The following is a 23,294-nucleotide window of genomic DNA, read 5'->3' as shown; positions in this document are numbered from 1 at the left end:
AATGTCAACAGAAGTACAAGATAAAGAAGAATTAGTTTTAGAGGATAATGAGCTTGTGTGTATCCTTAACGGTGAAGTCAAAAAAATAAAAGCTAAAGAAAGTAATTTACAATCTGTAATCTTAATGCTTAACGAAGAGTATGGCTTTGACCTTGCAGACATGGAACGAGATTTCACAATTGTATATACCGATCCCGATACCGGTAAATCCAAGAAACAGAAGGTAGAATTAGTAGTTTTTGAGAAAGAGAAACCTCATGATCAGGATTTCATTATTCGTATCTGTGTGGTTCAGGATGATAAGGTGAAGGAGACAGACAAAAAGAAAGGTGTCAAACCTACTTTGGAAAATGCCATGGGTGCGGTAGAGAGTTGCGAATTTGGCCTTTGGGCAAATGGTTCCGGTTATCATTACCTGCAAAAGGAAGATGATGCCATGGGCTTTGACTATGAGTTTGTGGATCTCTCGGATTTTCCTGGGGAAGGAGAAACACTGGATGACCTTGACAGGGCCGACCGCTCTTCCAGTAGAAAGCCAGCAAATGATTCTTTGATAAAAGTATTCAAGCGTTCGCATGACTATATATATGGCAATGAAGGCCGGAAAAAAGATGCCTTTTGGCAGTTGCTAAATCTCATCTTCTGTAAGCTCTACGATGAGAAGCGCAGATTTATGCCTTCTGAAGATAGCTTCCGCAGAAAGTTTTGGGTAGGTGTTAAAGAGCAAAATACTGAAGAAGGTCGAAAGGCAGTAGCCAAACGGATTAAAGGTTTGTTTGAAGAACTAAAGAGTGATGAAATATTCTCAGAGGTATTCGATGGAAATGAAGCCATTGGCCTTACTGATAAGGGAATCGCTTTTATTGCCGGAGAGCTTTCTAAATACTCATTTCTAGATGCCTCTGTGGATGTTAAGGGTATGGCTTACGAAACAATTGTAAGCAATACATTAAAACAAGAAGCAGGTCAATTCTTCACCCCAAGAAATATTATAAAAGCAATGGTGGAGATGCTGAACCCAACCGAGAATGATCGCGTTCTCGATCCTGCATGTGGTTCGGGAGGCTTTTTGGTTATGGTGCTTGACCATGTAAGGAAACAAATTGCCGCTGAGCTATATCCTGACTTAGAAGGTCCACTTTTGGCTGAGAAGTTCAATTCCATGGAAGTGAACGAACGAGTAAAGGAATACGCAGAACATAGCATTTTCGGTTTTGACTTTGATCCTGACCTAAAAAAAGCAGCCAGAATGAACATGGTAATGGCTGGTGATGGTCATGCTAATATTTTCCATGTCAATTCCCTTGCCTACCCCAATTGGGAGCACCCAACTGAAATAAAAAAAATAGAAAATGCCATTGACAAGAGCATGTCAGAGATGAAAGACATAGAAAGCCGCTATGGTAAGGACGCCCGTGAAAAATTCGACATCATATTTACTAACCCGCCCTTTGGGGCAAAAGTGAAAGTGGAGCCGGAAATAGCCACTCAGTATTTTCTATCCAAGTATAGTGACGCTCCTGAAGTTTTGTTTATTGAAGCGTGCTATAACTATTTGAAACCAGGAGGAAGAGTAGCTATAGTTCTCCCTGATAGTATTTTGGGTAATCCTAATAATCTTCCAGTAAGGCAATGGATTCTGGACAAGTACAAAATTCTTGCATCCTTGGATTTGGCAGTTGAAGCCTTTTTGCCTCAGGTAGGCGTACAAGCTTCCCTTCTCTTTTTACAGCGAAAAACTGAGCTTGAAAGGCAACTAGCTCACGATGGTGATGATGATTATAAAGTGTTTATGGCACTTGCTGAACGTCTTGGGAAAGATCGAAGAGGGAATCCAGTATATCAAAGAGATGTGGATGGAGCGGAAATTCTTTTTGACACAGAAACTCAATATGTAGTACGAAAAAAGGACGGGTCACTTGAGGTAAAAACCCGCAGAGAAAAAATCAAAAAATTGGATGATGACTTGCCGGCAATTGTTCAAGCATATCTAAAATCCAAAAATGGGAAAGCAGAATGAAAAACATAACCGTCAACAAAAGCTGGCTTTCTAATTCAGATCTTCGATTAGATGCTTCATTTCATCTTAGCGATGCAGTTAAGACAAAAATTATTTTTGACTCACATTGTCCTTACGACAAAGTGTATCTTAAATCAGAAGCCTTGCAATTATATAAGGGAAACATCCATAAAAGAGTTTATGTCCCCTCCCCTGAAGCTGGCTTAACCTTTTTATCCGCATCCGATTTGTTTAAGTCAGATACTAAAACTAGAACTTACGTATCAAAAAAATATTCTCCCTATTTAAAAGAACTTGAATTACATAAAAAATGGATTCTTGTAACTAGGTCTGGAACCCTGGGTAAGGTTGTATTTACAAATAAAGAACATGAAGGTAAAATTGGAACCGATGATCTTGTAAGAATAAAGCCTGCAAACCATAAACTACAAGAAGGTTTTTTATATGCATTATTAGCATCTAAATACGGCTTTGGGCTCTTAACCCAATCCGGCTACGGTGGAGTTGTTAAACACATTGAACCTCATCATATTGAAAACATAGAGATACCAGTTTTTCCTGATAAACTCCAAGTTGAAATTAATGATCTCATAACTGATTCGGCCAATCATAGAGTCGAAGCAGCAAAATCGCTAAGAAAATCTCATTCCTTCTTTCATGATCGATTAAAGGGATCGATAGAGAATGAAAAACACGATTTAATTGATTCAAAAAGGCTGCAAAGAGAATTCCGTTTTGGTGGAAATTTTTTCTTATCACAGGGTGAGAGTTTCGAAAAGGAGATACGGCAACAGGGTCATTTTTCTCTTTCTGAATTTGTGACAAATATATTTACCAGCGGAAGGGAAAAAAGAAATTATACTACTTCGGAACGTGGAATTCCATTTTTAAGTAATGGAGATTTAGCTAGCTTCAACCCTTTCAGTTCTTGCAATTACATAGTAAAAAAGAATATTAAAAGACATTCTCTTATCAAAGAGAATATGATTCTGGCAGGTCGAGTAGGCCAAGACACTGTAGGTCAGGTTTATCTACCATATCCTTCTTTAGTTAATACAGTTGCCTCTGATAACATCATTCGAATTGTAATTGAAGACAAAAAAAATCTTCCATTCATTTTTTCCTTTCTCTCTTCAAATGTTGGATATGAGATTATAAGAAAACGAAAAACAGGTGTAGGCCAACCCTTTATAACCGAGGATATGTTATTTACTATACCTATTCCAACTTTAGAAAAGAAAGAAATTGAATCCATCAACCACCATATTTCGGAATATAAATCTCATTTAGATTCAGCTCTAAAAGGTGAGCTAAAGGCAATCGAATTAGTAGAAAACGAAATTGAATCATGGCAAAAATCATAGTACCACCATATTTTGATTCGGTTGTCAATGCCGGAGAAAAGCGTTTGTTGGATTACTTGCAGGTGAACCTGCCGGACAGTTATTATCTCGTTCCCAATGTGGAACTCGCCTCCACCAACCCCCGAAACAACCGAACCCAATATTGGGAGTATGATTTATTGGTGGTTGCCCCGCATGGAATATACAATATTGAGAATAAGGATTGGAAAGGTCGGATTGAAGGGGATGATAACTATTGGTACGTCAATGATCGTCAACGTCAAAACCCTTTAAAGACTGGAAGGCAGAAAACAGCAGTTTTAGCCTCCAAACTCCGGGAACATGAACATGCCTGGGCTAGGGGATGGATTCAAAACATGGTTACCCTATCCTATCCTAATACGTATGCCCCTTTGCTATGGCAGGAATCTGCCAAGCTTACTTTTCAGCTCAATGAGCAATTGATCAATTACCTCAAAGACCCAGAGCAGATTGGAAAATCCGAAAATGACATTGTTGATATTTATAAGGATATAGTAAAATATCTTGACGGTAGCCAGAGCAAAAAAATCCCAGATGAAAAGCGTGAAGTAGAAGGCTATGAAATTATTGAAATCCTCCAGCAGGAACCTAACTTCATTGAATATTTAGTAAAACCAAAGGGAGTTACCTCCTCTATACGGAAAAGAGTTAAAGAGTATTCGTTACAGGTAGCAGGTCTTACACAACCTCAATTGCTCAAACGTGAGGAAGCTATTAAGAACCAGTATAAAGCCCTTCACAAGATCAAAGCGAAACCCTTCATTCTGAACGTAGAGTTCAAAATTGATGAAGAAAACCATCAATTCTATGAAATATCCGACTTCTTGGATGAGAATTCCCTGCGAGCAGAAGCCCGATCCAAAACCTTCACCTTTCAGGAAAAGCTGAGCATCATTCGTAATGTGATGGCCGCCTTAAAAGAGGCTCACAAAGAAAACATCTTCCACAGGGACATTAATCCTGATAACATATATATGAGCAGTGGTTATGCCTATTTGGGAAATTTCGGCAAGTCATACTTCACGGATCATAACCAGCAAGGTTATACGGTAATGGCCACAATCAACGAATCTAATGCTACGCCTTACCACCCATTGGAATTGACTGTGGGTGATGCTTCGCGTGCCTCAGACATTTATTCCTTGGGAGTACTCATTTACTGGCTGTTTACAGGAGAAGAACCTTTCAAGACTCCTTATGATCTTGATAAAATGGGCGGAAAACTGCCGAACGATAAACTACCCACAGCCCTCAATAAAGCATTGCCTAAATGGCTGGATGAGATTTGTCATAAAACCATCCTTACGGATGACTTAAAAAGGATTGATAGGATTGAACAACTGGAAAATTTCATAGAAGAAGCGCTCAAGGAAAATGACAGTGAAATTCTCTCTAAGCAATCTACAAAAACTCCGTCTGTTCAATCTGCCGACATCCACGAACTAAAGGTTGGAGACAAAATTGGAGATTTTGTAATTCATCAGATTCTTGGCAAAGGCGGGTACTCCAGAGTTTTTAAAGTAAAACATCAGCTTCAGGGGAAATACTATGCTTTAAAACTCTTCCATGAAAGTGTAAATGCCAATTCGGTAACTGATGAATACAATGCATTGGTCGGGTTAGAGCATTACAACATTGTAAAATTTGTTTGGAACGGAGAAACACCCAACGGACAATTTTATACTTTAATGGAATTTTTGGAAGGTGAAAACCTTAGTACGTATTCAAGAACAGATGCAAAGCTGCCAATATATCGAGTGTATCAGCTAGCCAAAGATATTCTCAGTGCATTGGTTTCGATGCAAAATCAGCCTAAACCGATCCTCCATCGCGATATCAAACCTCAAAACATCATCTGGGATAATGAGAAACGCTTTGTTCTCATTGACTTCAATGTAGCCTCTTTTGTAGATGAAAATCAGGACTTTGTTGGAACTAACCCTTATTTGGCTCCTGATCTCATTGCTGATGGTTATAAAGTAAATTGGAATAAATCAGCAGACACTTTTGCTTTGGGAATTACGATGTATGAACTGATCTGCAAACAATATCCATGGACACCTAAGAAAATGCCTGTCCTTAGCATTGACCCGATTAAACCCAAAGAATTTGAACCAAGAATTTCAGATGTATTTGCTGAGTTTTTAAGCCAGGCGATAAACCCCCGCTCCGAAAAACGATTTTCCAATGCTCAGGAAATGCTAGATGCCTTACTAGCCATTGGTGAGGATGAGATACTTTCTGAATCCAAATCTGAGGAAGCTTCGTTAACAAATCAGAATCAGCTATATCATTTAGAGCTTTTCATCAGCCAGCCAGGGATTCGTGTAAAGTTATTTGATAAAATGGCTACATTCCTTGAGCTTGAAACTACAGTTTTAAAGAGTTTCGAAAAATTCAAGAACAAGCTATACACATACAAAAAAAGTCTTTCGCTTTCAGAACGCATACATATAATGCTCAAAATGGATAGCGAGAAAATTATCGAAGCTCCATTTTGGGAGGGCGGAGCCAGGAATTTCAACGATGGTAATATCCAACGAGTTTATGATGGATTAATCAATGTTTTTGAAGAGCATAAAGAGAAGCTGAGTGCCTATAAATTTGAGATAGAGGGGCTGGATTTTGTTCAATATCTAAATTCCCTGTACAGCCAATCAAAAAATGGAAATTTCGGAACCCGCGCAAGTGAAAGCTTAAATGAATTTGACCAATTAACCTATACGCCATCAAAGCTCGATAGAAGACTGTTACCGGATATACTAGATGGCAAGTACAAATTGATCATAATAACAGGTAATGCTGGTGATGGGAAAACCGCCTTTATTAAACGGATAGAGCATGACAAATCGATAAAGAATTTAAGCAGGCACGATCATAAAAACGGGGCGAAATTTGAGATTAATAATATTCAGTTTGAAAGCAATTATGACGGGTCACAAGATGAAGAGCAGCGTGCAAACAACGAAGTCCTGGAGAGCTTCTTCGAACCCTTTGGAGGACTTTCCAATTATCAGGAATCTACCGAAGGCCGGATAATTGCCATTAATGAAGGCCGGCTTGTTGAGTTCTTGAAAACTACCAATACTCATAAGCCTTTACATGATACCATTGAGTCCTACTTCTACAATGAAGGACATTTAGAACTGCCTCGGGGGTTGATGATTATAAACTTGAATTTAAGATCGGTCACTGCCCACGATAATGATGAATCCAGCCTCTTTAGAAGTCAGATAAAAGCCCTTACACAGAAGAAACTTTGGAGCAAATGTGAAGGATGTTCGCTCGCAAATAAATGTTTTATCAAATACAATGTTGATTCTTTCAATGACTCTGCCTCTGGTGAAGAAGTGATCACCCGTATGGAATGGTTATTAAGAACAGCTTGCCTCAAACGGGAGCTGCATGTTACTATGCGAGATTTGCGCTCATTCATTGCCTTTACACTTACCAGAGATCAAGAATGTTCAGATATTGAACAGTTGGTGGCGACAAATGAAAATCATCCTGAAAATTATTGGCAATATTACTACTTCAATATTACTAATCCCACCATGGCTGATTCAGGAAATCAGGATCGTTTAATCAAGCTACTACGGGAAACAGATATCGGAGAAGTTGCCATACCGGAAAAAGACAGAGATCTTTTCTTCGGCCAGCATGAAGGCAATGAGTACCTGGAATTTTCTGATAGGGAATTTAACCTCTTTGATGAGTTTAACCTCAATAAAATTTGGGTACCTGCTCATGAGCAGGAAGGAGAACTTCTTAAAAAAATAAGGGTAATCCAAAAGGTTTTTATCAGGCATCAATATTTTGAAGGTAAGTCAGAATTATTGTCTATTGAAAAAGGATATGTGCCGGTTACCACAGAAGGTGAAGAGGCCAAAGTTCCTTCTTATCTCCTACGATTGCCTTACCACTCTGTATTTAAATTTGTAAAAGTGCTTACCAATGGAGATGAAGGCGCAAATACCAAAGCCAGCATATCCAGAGCTATATCATTGAATGAAGGGTGTGACAATACGGGTATAGATAAGGATTATTTGGTATTGGCTTCAACAGACGTTCGAGATCCATACAGCAAGTCATTCAGGTTATTCGACCTCAATGATTTTGAGCTTTTTGTGAATAGAACCGATCATTTAGTAAAATATCTTGAATACGAACCGGACAGTTTAACCTTCCGCCACAGAATCGAGAAACACATTAAACTTACCATTTCACTTGACTTGTATGAAATGCTGTATTTCATACAGCAAGGTTTCAGTCCTTCCCTTAACGATCTTAGAGGTAAGTTCATTGAACTGATCATATTCAAGAACCTGCTGGAAAACCTAACCTACAAAGAAGTAGTGGTAACCAGTGACAACACAGAATTTTATAGAATCGGTAAAGACGAGCAAAGTCGCCTTTACATAGAACCTATGGAGATATAATTATGGCCATTAAACTAAACAAGGATGAAAGCCTTTTCCGTAATGAGTTGATCTTTACTGCTGATGCAAAAGCAGTGAACATCGATAATACTTTGGTAAACCTGTTCATGCTGCTCAAGCACAACGGAATAAGACCAAAACAGAGAGCAAGGGCTGGAGGCAATTCATTCATCGACTTAGAAACTTTGAAGAGAGTTTTCACTAAATTGGAAGAAGAAGGTTCGATTAGAGGGTTCAATAATAATCCGGACGCTGCGGAATTATGGATGCGTAGCAATTTAGTCAACATGGTTTACAGAGGAAATTTGGACAAAGAGAAAATATCTTCTTTAAGGCCCATCCACCTTGAAAGTTATAGGGTAAGAAATGCGGCCCAAACAAGAGACTATAATACTGCCGATCAGGTTTACTTAATGCTCAGTGCCAACCCAACAGTGCGTGAAGACCTAAAAAGCTTCCTGATGGAAGGTTGGGATCAGACCACCAGTAAAATAAATTCAAATAACCACCTAGACGTAGATAGTTTAGGTCTATTACACATTATCAAAAATGTAAAACCCGGTTTCCTTGAGAGCAGCTCAAGCTTGAACCAGATTCAACCCCTTCTCCCTGAACAGGCCGAGCTTTATTGTGATGATGTACGCAGATTATTAGTCTACAAAAGACTAATTCCAAGAAATGTCTTAATAGATTATCTCAAAACAATTACGTCATTTCATCTTTCCATTTACATCCAAAAATTAATCCATACCCTTCCCCGAATGGTTGAAGAAGGCAATGATAAAGTAAGAGCGGATTGGGATATTGTAGTAGATGCCACGGATGACTTTGAAAGTAAGATTGCGCGAATTTCAGCAGAAGATGCAGAAACATTGAGTAATACTGTCTATGATTATATCAAGGCCACCTTTCAGATCAATGCCGCCTTAAGGAGGCTGAAACTCGACAAAACCCATTCAGATAATCTTCACAAGGCACTGAAGCTATTAAACCAAAAACCACAGGATTTCGAGATATACTTCGAAACTCAATGGGATAACCTTTACGGTTCACTTGATGAGGAGGATAAAGACCTAATCAGCGACATGGTCAGGTATGAAGACACCTATTTTGATCGATACATTGAATTGATTCTGAAGGCAAGAGGTCATTATCAATTTCGCTATCACATGCAGCTTATAGATAACTTGTCTCAAAAGAATAATGAAAGAGGTTTTATGGCTCAAGGAAGAAGTAAGAAGAACCCAAGACGTTTCGTAATGGGTACAAGATTATTAGAAACACTTGTTCAGATATTGGTTCTTGAATCAGATGGTTCTCATTTTGAAACCAGAACCCTCTCCATTGAAGAGCTGATTCAAAACATCCGTGATCGCTATGGATTAATTATTAATGGTTTATCAGAAGATCGGTTTAATGATGCTGATCTCAATACACACCTTGCTTTTAAAGAAAATGTAGATGCCTTCAAACTAAAGCTTAGGCAGATTGGCTTTTACAACGACTTAAGTGATGCATATATCCTGCAGAGGATTAGACCTCGTTATGAATTAAATGTACAGTAAGATGCAGATGACAACTCAAATTAATACCTATTATCAACGAATCATTGACCTGATACTGGAATTATATCATGACGACTTGAGCAAGGCTATTCCAGGCCACTGCATGAAAATAACGGGATTAGGTCTTACAGAACTGGAATTTCTTTGGGAATTGATTCGAGAGAAATACAGCAACATCAACACCTTCATAATTAATGATAGCTCCTCGACGGAAGATCGATTTATTACTGCTACCAAGCTGATAGAACTAAGGAATAAACAAGATGCTCCTCTTTTGGTCCTAATTCCTTCAAATAGCAGAACTTCAGCAGAAGACTCTTATGGCAATGCCACCTTCAAAGAAATTTCATTAGAAGGGATTGAACAGAAGTTAAAAGAGCAATTGATTGATGATATTCCCACTGAGTATTCAACAATTCTGAAAAATGAAATCATTGGATATCTAAACCTCAATCAGATCAACACAAGGAATATGATCGATTATCTTCTCTCACTAGAAGAACAGGGTTATTCAAAAGAGTCTATTGGTGATCGACTTTATCTACTAGGTTTAATACCAGATTCAGCTTTGCTTGAAAATAATGGTAAAATTAGGTCAAGGCTGAATTTCAATTTAGAAAGCATTGATTTACTTAGTTCATTTTCTAAACCATTATATGACCGCATAGCAGAACTACCGTTAGAGCCCAATACAATTCAAAAGGAATTGGTAAATTTTATTAAGGCAGAAAACAATGCGAGAAGTGCATCTGAGATATGCTATCATATACACAAAAAATACCCCAATCTGAATTTTCAGAATTGGCAAATTCCAGATCTAGACTTTTCTCATATAAAACTCTATGCTGAAGAAATCAAATCACCCGATTTCTCAGTCGAAGAAGGTAAGCAGGTTCTAAAAGCCAAAGAGAATTCTACATCTAAGGTTAGGATCAGGTTTACGATGAATCAAAATCCTAAAGATATTCCGGGGCTCGCTCATTTTAAGATCATCTTGATGACTGTTAATGGAGGGGCTGGTGAGGAAATTCAAATCCTTCGTAAAGTTAAGAACTCTGCATCGAACCGGCCATACCGCGATATTACTGTTGATCTTAATTCAAATGTAATAGAAGAAGGCTCATATTTCTTTAAAGTTTGGGCTGAGGATGAACATGGTAACATCCTGAACAATGACGATGATTTCAAAGAGCAACGGATCCAAATTGCATGGGAGGAAGCACAGGCTAAAGACAGTACCACTTTAAAAAGTTCTTTTGACTTTAAACTTACCTGTGATACCGATGATTTTGATTATGTACTTGAAGAGAATTCTGAACGTGAAGAGAACCAACGAAAAGATAAATTAAACAACGTCTTACAAGCTTTCTTCAAATTCCGCTTTGAGAACTTGAAAACAGGCATGGAGCCTGAAATCCCAGTACCTTCTGAAACATCCAATTCTTGGATTACCGAAACAACCAAACATACCTCCACATTCCATATTAATTACTCCGATAGACACAATTATCAGATTAATTTATCCTCAAAACTGAGAATTATTGAAGATACTCTACTTAAAAATGCAAACCATTTAGGATATGTAAAGACAATACTAAAAAGTAACTCATTGGCGATAGGTTTTGAAAAATGTGACTTTATCAAAAGTGAGATTACTTCCATTGTGCCCCAAGAGATTCTTTCCCTTAGAGCAAAAATCTTTACAAGAATTCAACATTCCAATCATTCTGGAAACGGAGTTCTTGAAACAGCAGATATTTTCAATTTTGCTGATTCTATTCGCACTTATATAGAAAAGATGAGCAATTGGACGGCCCAACTTCAGAAGCAAATTTTAGAAGAAGAGACTCATGAGGACGAGAAGTCCACTATTCAGGATTTGCTGGTTGAGGTTCAAATGTTGGATTTGGTAAAGGTTAGAACCAAACTTCCTGACGGTAAACCCGCTGAGGCATTTTTACTCTCTCCTATACATCCATTGCGATTAGCCTGGTGGGTTCAATTAGTCGACGTGTTTACCGGGTGGGAAAAAAGCACACATGACTATTCCGGCTACAAAGAGGCATGGTCGAAAGGACTTTCAAATCTATTTGAAGGCCATTTGACACCTGAAAACAACCCCTTAGTATTAGTTGAGCAAGGAACATATAAAGCCTTTCATTATTCCGGCGAACTTGCCTACGGTTGGGGACTTTATCTAAATGTACTTAGTGAAGAATCAAAAAATGGAATGACATCCGTTTCCCGGCAGATGAAACATTATTTCCGGCAGCTATTCAATATCACCAAAGAAAATTATGTTGAAACCGAGATTAGCCAAAAACTTGTTGTGAGACACATCAAAAACTATCTGGTTCAGCATCCATATACAGATAAGCTATTAATAAATTTATTTAATGCTGGTGATGCAGGTGTTTTTGCTGATTCCCTGGTTGAATTGGAGAAAGAAGCTAGTTTTCAAAACATCAAATATGAAGTCAGAATATTCAAAGGTGATGACAAGATCATCGAGCATGGAGAAGCACTAAGAACTTTAATTAATCCTGAATCTAATATTTCAGAAGAAGCTGAAGCATTTTCACAGCCTTCTGCGAACAGGTTATTCCCAAAAATGAGGTTCTCTATCAATAGCATATCGGATTACCTCAAATCACCAGCACAATTCTCCGCTCATTTAAGTTTCCTGATTAGTCCATTTCCTATTACTGTTGAATTGATAAAACCGTATAAGCAAGACAGAAACTTCTACTTAAATGGTTTATTGGTGTCACCCACGATTGCTGTTAATGATTCAGCCAATGAAATCAAGTGGAATAGATATATTCAAGGAAATTCTATATTACCCGATTATTCACGATCTGGGACGATAGGAGTGAATTTATTTGATCACCTCCAAACCTTTATTGCAGGTGCTTTAGCTTCTAAATTTACTGAATCGCTACCCTCTACTCAATTACGTCTGAATGACAAAGATAAGGTTCTACTCACCCATTTACACGACTTTTCAGATTGGGTCATTACATTCGACAAAAATTTGGGTCCTCAAGTTTTTGACCAGCCATCAAAAGATGGTAAAATACCTTTTCTGTTAGATTATGTACCTGGTGAAGAAGTCACAGGAATTTCATCTTATCTGACTACTAGGCCAACGTCTGAAATTCTAGGTTTATTAGGTCCACATTTTGAAGAATTCAACATTGACATCCATAATCCACAAGATGAAAAGAAGGTCAAAATTCTACTGGAAGATTTGAGAGCTGTTTCCAGCTCCCTGGTTCTTCAGCTTAATTCTTCAAAAAATAAGGCTTTTGAAGTAATTGGCTCTGCGTTTACAAAAAGAGTCCTGGAGAAAAAAGGACTGCTAGAAGAATCTTTTCTCATCCCTATTGATCTTCATCATAATCTCTTTGAAAATTTACCTACTGAAAGTAAGAGTCGGGCGGACAATCTGCTTATCTCTATTAATCCTGATAGTAGAGAGATTCAAATCACAGTTATAGAAATCAAGTGTAGAAAAAGCCTTAGAGTGGCTGAGGCCGATGAATTAAAACTAAAAATGCGGGAGCAAATTGAAAATACAATTCTGGCATTGCGCGTGCATTTTGATCCAGAATATCATTTATCATTTGACCGTTTAGATCGAGAAATAAAAAACAAGGAATTAAAGTCTCTTTTAAACTTTTATATCGAAAGAGCATATCGATATGAATACCTGACTGAAAACGCCTATGCTAGCTACAATGCATTTTTACAGACCTTAAATGCTGGTTTCAGGATTACATTCAAGCAACTAGGGTTAATTTTCAATTTGGCTGCAGAAAAGAAACATTTCAAGGAATCGATTGACCACGACCTTACCTTTTTCACCTTTGGCGGCAATCTAATTGAGCAGATTCTGGATCCTGACTCTGATTTAAACACAAAGCGACTCGAAGATCAGGAGCTAGATAGCGAACTAAGTGAAGCGGTTGGAAGGAAATCTAAACTTAGGCCATTCATACAAAAGCTTAAATCTAAAGAACCAAAGGATCAGAAGGTTGAAATACAAATTAAAACACAAGATGATAAGTCAAATGATGAAGATGGAGGAATTGAAGTGCCAGTAGTTGATTCTCCCAATAATCCTCCGGTTAAACCATCTACTTCAATTGATAACCGGGTTGATTCTGAAGATTCTGAATCTATTTCCAAGGAAGATCATTTCATTGACACACCACCCGATTATGATATTTTGATCGGTAAAACTTCGGCAAGTGACCAATACGGTATTTTGGGTGAAAGCTTTCATGGCAAAAAGATCGCCATGGATTTAAGCGAAACCAATACGATAAGTCTTTTCGGTGTGCAGGGCGGGGGTAAAAGTTATACTATCGGTACAATATCAGAAATGGTATTGAAACAATTCAATAAGATAAATAAACTCCCGTTTCCATTGGCAGGTGTGATTTTTCATTATAGTGAAAGCATGGACTATGAACCAGAATTCACCTCCATGAAGCAGCCAAATGACAAGGAAGCAGAGCTCCTAAAACTAAAAGAGAGATACGGTGCTAATCCTGATAGAATTGAAGATGTAGTTATTCTCACCCCAAGGGACAAAATAGCGGAAAGACGTGCAGAATATCCCTCAATAGAAGTAAATCCTATAGCTTTCAATTCTAAAGAATTGAACGTTCAGGATTGGATGTTTTTACTCGGTGCTATTGGAAACGATTCCACCTACATAAAGCAATTAAAAGCCATCATGAAAGAATTACGACGGAATTTAACTCTTGATGGCATTTCTCAAAGTGTAGAAGAATCTGAATTATTATCTAATACTCAAAAAGCCTTAGCAAGACAGAAACTGAGCTTTGCCCGTGAGTATATTGATGATCAATTTCAGTTACGTGAAACTCTAAAACCTGGTAGATTGATCATTGTAGACCTTCGTGATGAATTTATTGTTCAAGACGAGGCTTTAGGTTTGTTTGTAATTATGTTAAACATTTTTTCTTCAGTAAAAACATCAAAAGGAATCCATTTCAACAAGTTCATAGTCTTTGATGAAGCTCATAAGTACATGGAAAATAAAACACTTACAGGTACAATTGTAACTGCCATAAGAGAGATGCGACATAAGGGTGTGAGTATAATGATTGCAAGTCAAAATCCTCCCAGCCTCCCGAATGAAATTATTGAGTTAAGTTCAATAGTTATAATGCATAAATTCGATGGTCCAAACTGGCTAAGACATATGCAAAAATCAATTACTTTTTTGGAAGAACTTACCGCAAGAGAGATGGGATTGTTAAATCCTGGAGAGGCATTTCTATGGGCAAGAAAAGCTACTGATAAAAGCTGTACAACTCGACCTTTAAAAATATCAACAAGACCAAGAGTAACCAAACACGGCGGCGGAACCATTCAAGCAACAGGTGAACAATGATTACTTTAACGGTATCAAATAAAGGTAAGAGGGAAAATAATCAAGATTTAATTCTTGAATATACTGCTACTGATAACTCATACTTATTTGCCGTAATAGATGGCATGGGAGGTTATAAAAATGGGGAAATTGCCGCAGAAATTATCTGTGAAAACATAAAAACTTATTTGTCAACGGTTGAAACTATTAATGCCTTTCATATTCAAAAAGCTATTAATAAATCCAGTTTGGCAATTCGACAGCAAAAAGATAATTCATCTAATGGTATGGGAGCCACAATTGGTGGCGTATTCTTACAAGGAACTGTTGTAACTTATTTTTGGATCGGAGATGTCAAGATATTTCATTTCCGCAATAATAAATTACTTTTTGAATCTACTTCTCACAGTTTGGTGAATGACTTGATTGAAAATGGAACCATGACAGATTCATTCCAGCTATCGAGGTATAAACATGTCGTTACCCGCTCCATAAAAGGTGACATAAAAAGCTCTCTTGCAGACTTTCACACTAAAGACTTTCATGACGAATCTGATTTACTCCTTGTTTGTTCAGATGGTGTATCTGATCTCTTTGAAGGTCTACAAATCGAAAATCTACTCAATCAGATCAGATCGACCAGAACTTTTAAAAGAGAAATGGAACTGAGACTAATTAGAGAAGCCAGTGATAATTTTACCTTTGGTATAATAACTTCAAATACATTTGAAGGTTTTAAATAAATAAGGCCATTCTGTAACCTTAATAGTAATAACTTTTTTACACCTCCAGGAAGGTGATGACTAATTGTAAGATGCCGTTGATTTATGAATAGTAAACTGACAGCTCCTGGTCAACATTTAAAGCTTCTCTAATTCTTTCCAAGGTGAATTCCCTGTTGTGACTAGACAGATCCTTTTGTAAGTCATCAATGGTTGTTACCAGACTATCATCTTTGGAGAACTTAAACCAAAACATATTATCTGATTTTATGTCTTTTTGGTTCTGCTTATGCAGGGCTTCAATAGCGCGAAGTTTCTGAATAAGATCCTTGAGGTCCAGATGACCCTGCAGGTAATCATTAAACAGGATGCTAATTCTGTGGCTGTATTGGTTTGGATTGATCATTATCAAAAATAAAAGTGGGATATCCAAATTTACAATCTTGACTTCAATTATAGTAGACCCAAACCTTATATTAAAAAATTTTTGTGGCCAAGCTGATTTGGATTAGATTTAGGATAAAAGCAAGTGTGCAGCAAGGTGCTGCCTCCGATCTATCATCACTTACCTGTGCAGGATCCGATGTTGTTTTTATAGCATGTGGTGCTTAAGCTTAAAATAAAACAGCATCGGGCGTATTATGGAATGTTCTGGTCCGACAGCCAACTGTCATAAGCCTTTTTCTGTTCAGGATTTTCTTGAAGATAGGTGTTAAACGACCTCGCTAGCTTCTCCTCAATTTCTTTATCTTTTAATACTATTATTTCAAAGCTGAGATATCCAACCAAACTGAAGAGAAGGATTAGAAGACTTCCGAAGATCATGCCTAAATTCTTGGGCAGTATGTAGGCCTTTTTTAGTTTAATATCAATAGCAGTTAGTCTTTCCGTGGCCAACACTTCCTTTTCCTGTTGCTTTTGAAAGAAAGACCTTAACTGTTTTTCCATTACTTCGGTAGTAATAGGAATGCTCCGGGTGTTGAGTTCCTCAGTCATTTTTTTCATCTGCAGGAGACCATTTTGGAAATCCTGCATTTCATCAGACATGAGCTCCATAATTTCATCCAGCTTCTTCATCTTGTTTTGTCTTTAAAATCCTATGCCTGTATCCAGTGCCCTTTTTATGGTTTGCTTCACCAAATCCTTTACCATTTTATTTATAAAGCCGGTACTAAGTTGAATTGTATTATTGGCTAACTGCAAAGACTTTGGTGCTTCTTTTAATTTGGTAAAGCTATTGTTCTGGCTAATTCCAAGGACAATTTTACTGCCACTCATAGACCGGTGTATCTCGCTTCCCTTTAGGTTTATGCCTTTAAATTCGAACCGGAAACCCTGCAGCTGATTCGATTTGTTGAATGATGGGATCACCGTCACCCGGTGCTCCTGCATCCTTTTTATGTACTCATCCAGTGACTTTGGTCTGACCTGCAAAACCCTTTCATGAATATTCTGAACTTCCTTGCGATGTTGTTTTAGCTCCATAAGCCTATCTTGTTGCACTTCCCTTACCCTTATGAGTCCCATCTCCCTGGCCACGTTATCTGCAGCAATTTGACTTCTTTTTCCAATAAAGTTGTCCTTGTACGTCTCTCCTGTCATACTTATGCGATTCACATAAATATGAATATGGGTGTGCTCCTTATCTCTATGAACAAAGGAAATAGCCTGGTGATTTCTAAGATGCATCTCCTTTAAAAACCGTTCGGCTATTTCTCCAAGCTCTTTTCGGGTCATATTTTTTCCGTCTTCTATGGTGGGACTCACTACAAAACTTAAGGTGTTGTTGATGCATCTGTGGTTCTGTGACTGGATGATTTTAAATTCTTCAGCAATCTCCTGCGGTGTATCTCCTGCCAGAAATTCTTTAAAAACTACTTCGGCATCTTTCTCCTGATTCCAGCCATATGCTATAGATTCTCTTGTACGAGATATGGAGTGTCCCTTCCCAATCATTTTCTAAAGTTTTTTAAGTGGGTTCTTATTTCTTCAGCCAGGTTTTTTACAGTCGCAGCTAGTTGAGGATCCCTATTTTTAAACATGCTGCTGATTCTGGAAAAGTTAGTTTTGTATTGTACCAGTAACCGGTAAACCTCCAGTTGTTCAGGAGTAATTCTTTCAACAATATTTCTTTCAAAAGCGGTGGAACGCAGGTATTCTGAAAGAGAAATTCCTGCCCTGGCCGCTCTTTTTTTGAGTAGCTTCTTCTCATAAATCGAGCAGCGAATTTGAATGAATTCTCGTTTCATTTTCTGTTTTCAGTCTTTGCAACCTCCGGGCGCAAAGCCAGATTGTCATGACAATGACACATCTTGCTTTGCTACTCAAAAAATTAGAAGTAAGTCATCAATCTGATTTTGCTTTTAGTGGTTTATATTTTCTGTCATGGGTGCTATGAACAAGCTTTTCATTCAAGTCTTTATAGCCCTCATACAACCGACTTCCATCCTTGGAATGAGGTATGACTCTTAGAACATTTTCGGTTGCTTTAATTCCGGAGGAGTCCCGGTCCAGGTATAAAGTCACAGTGGAGTATTGGCTTAGAATTTCATGGACCTCAGGTAAAAAAGACAGAGAATTCAGAATCAGTAAATCTGCATTTTCGACCTCTTCTGGTACTAAGACTGCTAAGGACAGAAGATCAAACATTCCTTCCAGAACAATTATATGGTCATAACCCTGATTGATATAAGAATAACTTTTAGGTGGTGTGGAGGTTTTGAAGTAAAGATTGCGAAGCTCCCAGCCTCCTAAATGGTTCTGCAAGCCCAGGGCAAAGAATCTTTTATCATTCGAAGTATACCAGATTTCCTTGCAGTAGATTTTTGCTATTTCAACCGGGATATTGCGAGTTTGAAGATAATTCTTAAGCATTTTATGTTCTATTGGTAAGATCTTCAGAACTTTATTTGCAGGTTCTATTACACTACTTCTGATTCTGCTATTCAGAGAAGAATTAGAAACAGGTATTCCATCTGACAAATAAGCCAGTGCTTCTGCTACGGAACAATTCAAGATGAGGCATACCAGGTCGATCACGTTTCCTCCTTTCCCGATACCGAAGTCGTACCACCTGTTTAGTCTAAAGGAAATTTTGAAAGAGGCTTCTGTTTCAGATCGCAGGGGACTCAGGAACCAGGCTTCTTTTTGTGATTTTCGAGTGGGAATGTGGCCCATCTTTATCAGTGTTTCGAAGATGCTAATGCTTCGTGCTTCCTCACAGGTCATTTTTTTTGTTTTCATCAGCATTTTTTTTACGTCAGATTGTAGCACTTTATAGAAAGAACCCTGTTGAGTCCTTTTTTGTCATCATTTTATTTTTGATGACAGTTTGATGACAAAATGATGACAGCCGGAACCCTTGTTATTACAGGTCTTATCTTACTTTGTCATCAATTCATCAAAAAAAATAGATAGTTTCAAAGTTTTTCTTTCAAAAGCAGTCTTCATTTTGATGAAACGATGACAGCAGCTGAAACCTCCCGCAAACACTAGAGTTTTCCTGTCATCGTTTTGTCATCATTTCATCATTTTTCCATCAGAAGCAGGAACTCAGGTATTTTTAAGATCCTCAAAATTCTCCAGCAGGAAATTTTTATTTATAGTGAAATAGCGTCCTTTAGCTTCTCTGAAGGTAGTAGTGCCATCTCCCCAGAGCAGGAACTTTTGATAGCGGTTTGAGTTGCTTTGGTTCTCGAGTTTCCACTCCTTCTTCAGGATATTTCGAATTTGGGTAAGATCAAAGCGGAGTCTTGATTTACTTATGGCGTTATAGGCATCCATAGGGCAAAGATCAAGAGTTTCCAGATCATGGTCCTCCATGATCATAAGAAGAATACCGGCCAACTCCCTTTCCACCCGGTTTCGGTTATTCTGCACCAGCCTTTTCAAGGCAGGAGTTTCTATTTGATCAGCCGTGAACCACATCCTTGTTTGATGTTTCGAATAGAGCTTTCTGTTTTTTAGGAAATACAGAAAAGCCGGAATTTCTTTAGCCAGCGCTTCTAAAAATCCTGTTTGCTCTTTTTTTATCACCGGTACCTGTAGAACCCAGAAGCGGGTTTCGTGGTGGTCAATTTTGATAAAGTTCTCTTCATTGTTACTACAGAGAATAAACTTGCCAAAAAATTCCACTTCCCGCTTGTCTTTCCCCTTTGCCTCAAGTTTATTGATGTTGGTGGTACTGAGATATTTAATTCTTTCCGTCAGCTCCTCTTTATTGAACAGTACTTCATCTATACAGATCAAGAGTTTGTTCGCCCAATCAGAATTGAACTGACTGGTGAAGCTGTCATTAGTAAGATAGGTGAGGTTGTTTTCAAAGATGAGTTTAAGCCATTTTAGAAAAGTACTCTTACCAGTGGAGCGTTCCCGGGACACCAGGCAGAGAATAGGAAGGATTTGAGTGGGCCTGGTAAATAATAGCTGCAGGTAATCGAGACCAAGTTCATAATGAGCTCCATAGATGTGCCTAACAAACTTAAGAGATACACCACAGTTTCCCTCTTTTATAATGTGGCTGAGCGGCGCATATGTATTATAAAAACAGTGGAAGGAGGACTTAAAATTCAGATGGTCCGGGATACAGGTGAAGCCATCATATTTCGAAATGGCTGCAAGAAAAGTCTTTCCGTGGTCCTGTCGGATTGTTTCAATATTCCATGGCACCAGGGCTTCATTTTCCACGCCGGAGATACTTGGAGCATTTACAATTTTGTAGTATTGGGTTCCGACCCGGATGTATGATTTTCTTTTCTCCACCATCTCAATTGTTTGATTCTTTTGTAGTGACAATTGCTCACTTAAATATAACTACAACCTCTTGTTTTTGAGCTATTAACACAAAAAATAAGATTTGGATACGAATCATTTAAAATGAAATTGTTTCAAATTGATCCTATTTAAAAAATGGTCAAATGACGGCAGGTAAAGCTTCTGGAAAAAAGGGCCGAATTTTTATTTTTAGAGATTTCAGGAAGAAAAAAGCAGGAAGAGTAAAAATTACGATAAAATCCAATTCTTATATTTCATCTTTTTCATGATTTACTTTTTGTATCTCGAGCGTTTTCCATTTTCCCAGATACGAATTTCTGCATCTGAACAAGTTCTTCTTTCTCTTTTCATTTACTTCCCGTAGAGCCGTCGCTGTTACCATTTTCCGTTGCTCCTTCAGGGAATTTAGAATTAGGATAGGCCGTATTGATATTTTTGGTGGAAAGAGCTGAAATTCCATTCAGGCCGGCTAACTTCTAAATTCCGTTGTTTTGCATTAGTATAAGTGGTACCAGCGATGGGGGGAGGTGAAAAATTAGGTGAAGAGGCATCTACCATTTACTGATATTAATTGAAATTCATTTAAGCGAACTCGTGGTAGCAGTGGCGACCGGAATGGAACGACTGGATTTTCCCAGAAGCGAAATGCAGGGAGTCCTGCTGCCATGTGTTCAAGATCGTTTCCGAAGCTCTTTTCCCGTAGCACAGCGGAGGGGAATGTGCTGAGGAGCATGGAAACCATTTTTAAATTTAGAAAAGGACGCTGCTGTGGCTATCTTCAATCACAGGTATAAATTATTGTTTATTTTAGCCGACTAACTAAAAATATTATCATGAAAAAACTTGTTGAAAATATCCAGACAACCTATGAAACTTTTCAGAAAGAAGCTACTGCACAACTAGAAGATGGGAATAAAAGTGCAGGAACCAGGGCAAGAAAATCTTCCTTGGAATTAGAAAAGCTGTTGAAAGAGTTCCGCAAAGTTTCCGTAGCAGAATCAAAAAAATAGAAGTTTCTATAATCAGAATGTCCCCATACCTTAGTTTCTGGGGACATTCTTTTAATTCTTCTCCTCGGAAATTTTGTCAGCAGCTAATTGTTTCTTTTGCTCTAGGATATTCATATCTTTTTCCACCTTTTCATCCAAAACTTTAGCATAGATCTGGGTTGTTTTTAAGGATCTATGCCCTAACATTTTCCCTACGCTTTCAATAGGAACGCCTTTAGAAAGCGTTACAGTGGTTGCAAAAGTGTGGTTGGCTAAATGAGTTAGAAGAAACAGGTCCAGATCATCTTTCACCGCAGAGTCAATACTTACAAGTTACTGAAGCCACGAGATCTTATTTAATCTAACATTATTGATAAAGGTTTCCCGGTGGCACCATTAGGGAACTGTATACCTAACAAAGCGGATATTGTTGGAGCAATATCTACAATTTCAGACCGTTGGGTGGTTTGGCCGTGCCTAATCCCTGTGCCATAGAAAATTAAAGGCACATGGGTATCATAGTTGTACCCGCTTCCGTGAGTAGAACCGGTACGGAAGGAGGAGCCTATAACCCCAGGATCAAGAACAAATATTACATCACCACTTCTCTTGTGATGAAAACCCTGCTGAATGGCAGAGGCCAGGCCATTGGTAAACTGCGTTTGCTCCAGCTGCGTACGGGTGAAGACCTTATTGATCATATCCTGGTTCAACAGGAAATCCGCAATTCTTTGCTCCACGTGCTCCAGGGTTAAACCTGCACTTCTTATGGCCTCGTGGTTCAGGTAAATCGGTCCAAAGACCATTTCAATAAGGTCTTCCTTGTGAAACTCTTCTTTCAGGAAATCCTCCAGTTTTGTGGAAAGTATTGAAGTATCTGTATAACCGGCGGGTATTTTCAATGATTCCAGGTAGGAAGGTACATCCCCGGCTCCGTGATCTGCAGTCAGGAAGATGGTATAGTTCCCTTCCCCTACACTCTCATTAAGGGACCTCAGCAATCTGGCGATATTCCGGTCAAGTCGCAGATAGGTATCCTGAACTTCCTTGGAATTCACTCCGAAAATATGTCCCACTTTGTCGGTGCTGGAGAAACTGAGGCTGAGTACATCCGTGAAATCGTCCTTGCCTAGCTCTTCAGCTTCAATTGCTGCCAGAGCGAAATCGAGGGTCAGATCATTTCCAAACGGTGTATTGATAATGAGGTCGAAGCCTTTATTTTCCTTCCTCATCCCCCTTAAATCATAAGGGAAAGTAGCAGTGGATTTACCTTTAAATCCCCCTTCGAAGTTGTTCAGGTCATCGCCACTTTCCGTATAGGTGGAAATTTCATAAACGGTATTCCAGGTCTTTAAATAGGATCCCGCTTGATTGGAATAATTGAAATCCCGCACCCACTGTGGAAGCTCCTTGAGATAATAGGAACTGCTGATCCATTTTCCTACATCTCCTCCTTCAAACCAAAAGGCGGCATTCGCAGTATGGCCCGCGGGTAAGATAGCACCCCTGTCTTTAAGGGAAATGCCAATAGTCTTTCCCCGGAATTGTGTGTGAAGACGATTCTCGTCCGCAAAGGTAGTGACCTTCATCCGGTGAGGCGACATTTCTCCAGCAGAGGACATGGTACCTATAGACGAAACCGAGGGATCACCAGCACAGTATATAATTTCACCTCCTACTTTATCGTACCAGATGTTATCGATGATTCCGTGGTTTGCAGGTCCGGTACCAGTAAATATAGAGGCGTGTCCTGGGCCTGTCACCGTTGGCGCATAATTAAAATGGTTGTTTCGGAAGTTAAAGCCCTTATTGACCAGCTCTTTGAAACCGTCTTCTCCAAACTTGTCCCAAAAGCGCGTCAGGTAGTCATAACGCATCTGGTCAACAACGATCCCTACCACCAGTTTGGGTTTCTCATTCGGAAGGATCTGAGCCTGTAGTGGAATGGTAAAGCAGAACCAGAAGAGGAATCCTATAAATTGTCTCATGAGTAT

15 protein-coding genes are annotated in these 23,294 nt (G+C 38.6%); 7 read left to right on the top strand and 8 right to left on the bottom strand.

Annotated elements, in window-relative coordinates; all coding sequences use genetic code 11:
• The first annotated feature begins 1 nt into the window (after position 1).
• The 6 genes from mads2 to ACXYMT_RS04130 are packed head-to-tail and all read left to right on the top strand — an operon-like array spanning position 2 to position 15,559.
• The gene (gene mads2 / locus ACXYMT_RS04155) at positions 2-2,020 is read left to right on the top strand and encodes a methylation-associated defense system DNA methyltransferase MAD2 (RefSeq protein WP_459057829.1); all 2,019 of its coding nucleotides are present in this window, start codon (positions 2-4) and stop codon (positions 2,018-2,020) included.
• Positions 2,017-3,384 carry a methylation-associated defense system restriction endonuclease subunit S MAD5 gene (mads5, locus tag ACXYMT_RS04150; protein ID WP_459057828.1) on the top strand — a complete coding sequence of 456 codons (1,368 nt, stop codon included), beginning with the start codon at positions 2,017-2,019 and terminating at the stop codon, positions 3,382-3,384. Before mads2 ends, mads5 begins: the two co-directional genes overlap by 4 nt.
• Positions 3,369-7,844 (top strand): methylation-associated defense system protein kinase MAD6, encoded by a 4,476-nt coding sequence (gene mads6, locus ACXYMT_RS04145; RefSeq protein WP_459057827.1) that lies wholly within the window; start codon positions 3,369-3,371, stop codon positions 7,842-7,844. The genes mads5 and mads6 overlap by 16 nt, the downstream gene beginning before the upstream one ends.
• A 2-nt stretch (positions 7,845-7,846) precedes the next feature.
• Positions 7,847-9,409, top strand: a complete 1,563-nt coding sequence (gene mads7, locus ACXYMT_RS04140) for a methylation-associated defense system protein MAD7 (RefSeq protein ID WP_459057826.1) — start codon at positions 7,847-7,849, stop codon at positions 9,407-9,409.
• 1 nt (position 9,410) lies between these two features.
• Positions 9,411-14,837: a methylation-associated defense system ATP-binding protein MAD8 gene (mads8, locus tag ACXYMT_RS04135; RefSeq protein ID WP_459057825.1), complete on the top strand. Its 5,427-nt coding sequence runs from the start codon at positions 9,411-9,413 to the stop codon at positions 14,835-14,837.
• Positions 14,834-15,559 carry a PP2C family protein-serine/threonine phosphatase gene (locus ACXYMT_RS04130; protein ID WP_459057824.1) on the top strand — a complete coding sequence of 242 codons (726 nt, stop codon included), beginning with the start codon at positions 14,834-14,836 and terminating at the stop codon, positions 15,557-15,559. Before mads8 ends, ACXYMT_RS04130 begins: the two co-directional genes overlap by 4 nt.
• An 82-nt stretch (positions 15,560-15,641) precedes the next feature.
• Here the strand turns inward: ACXYMT_RS04130 and ACXYMT_RS04125 are convergent, their stop codons facing one another.
• From ACXYMT_RS04125 to ACXYMT_RS04100, 6 genes are all read right to left on the bottom strand, one after another.
• A complete protein-coding gene (locus ACXYMT_RS04125) occupies positions 15,642-15,944 on the bottom strand; it encodes a hypothetical protein (protein ID WP_459057823.1) in 303 nt (100 codons plus the stop codon).
• A 233-nt stretch (positions 15,945-16,177) separates the two neighbouring features.
• Positions 16,178-16,615, bottom strand: coding sequence for a DUF6730 family protein (locus tag ACXYMT_RS04120; RefSeq protein ID WP_459057822.1), 438 nt, complete (start codon positions 16,613-16,615; stop codon positions 16,178-16,180).
• Between the two features lie 12 nt (positions 16,616-16,627).
• Positions 16,628-17,494: a relaxase/mobilization nuclease domain-containing protein gene (locus ACXYMT_RS04115; protein ID WP_459057821.1), complete on the bottom strand. Its 867-nt coding sequence runs from the start codon at positions 17,492-17,494 to the stop codon at positions 16,628-16,630.
• On the bottom strand, positions 17,491-17,787 hold the full coding sequence (gene mbpA, locus ACXYMT_RS04110) for a mobilization protein MbpA (protein ID WP_459057820.1): 297 nt from the start codon (positions 17,785-17,787) through the stop codon (positions 17,491-17,493). The genes ACXYMT_RS04115 and mbpA overlap by 4 nt, the downstream gene beginning before the upstream one ends.
• A 97-nt stretch (positions 17,788-17,884) precedes the next feature.
• Positions 17,885-18,781 carry a toprim domain-containing protein gene (locus ACXYMT_RS04105; RefSeq protein ID WP_459057819.1) on the bottom strand — a complete coding sequence of 299 codons (897 nt, stop codon included), beginning with the start codon at positions 18,779-18,781 and terminating at the stop codon, positions 17,885-17,887.
• 309 nt (positions 18,782-19,090) lie between these two features.
• Complete coding sequence (locus tag ACXYMT_RS04100; protein WP_459057818.1) at positions 19,091-20,302, bottom strand: primase-helicase family protein; 1,212 nt, start codon at positions 20,300-20,302, stop codon at positions 19,091-19,093.
• An 842-nt stretch (positions 20,303-21,144) separates the two neighbouring features.
• On the opposite strand from ACXYMT_RS04100, the gene ACXYMT_RS04095 reads away from it, so the two are divergent.
• Complete coding sequence (locus ACXYMT_RS04095) at positions 21,145-21,321, top strand: histone H1 (RefSeq protein ID WP_324719888.1); 177 nt, start codon at positions 21,145-21,147, stop codon at positions 21,319-21,321.
• 51 nt (positions 21,322-21,372) lie between these two features.
• On the opposite strand, the gene ACXYMT_RS04090 is transcribed toward ACXYMT_RS04095, so the two are convergent.
• Both ACXYMT_RS04090 and pafA read right to left on the bottom strand, forming a co-directional pair.
• Positions 21,373-21,612 (bottom strand): tyrosine-type recombinase/integrase, encoded by a 240-nt coding sequence (locus tag ACXYMT_RS04090; RefSeq protein WP_459057817.1) that lies wholly within the window; start codon positions 21,610-21,612, stop codon positions 21,373-21,375.
• 44 nt (positions 21,613-21,656) lie between these two features.
• A complete protein-coding gene (pafA, locus tag ACXYMT_RS04085; RefSeq protein WP_459057816.1) occupies positions 21,657-23,288 on the bottom strand; it encodes an alkaline phosphatase PafA in 1,632 nt (543 codons plus the stop codon).
• Positions 23,289-23,294: the final 6 nt, after the last annotated feature.

This window comes from Salinimicrobium sp. CAU 1759, assembly GCF_054482715.1.
Note: the sequence above shows the minus strand (reverse complement) of the source record. Positions and strands in the feature narration are given on the sequence as shown.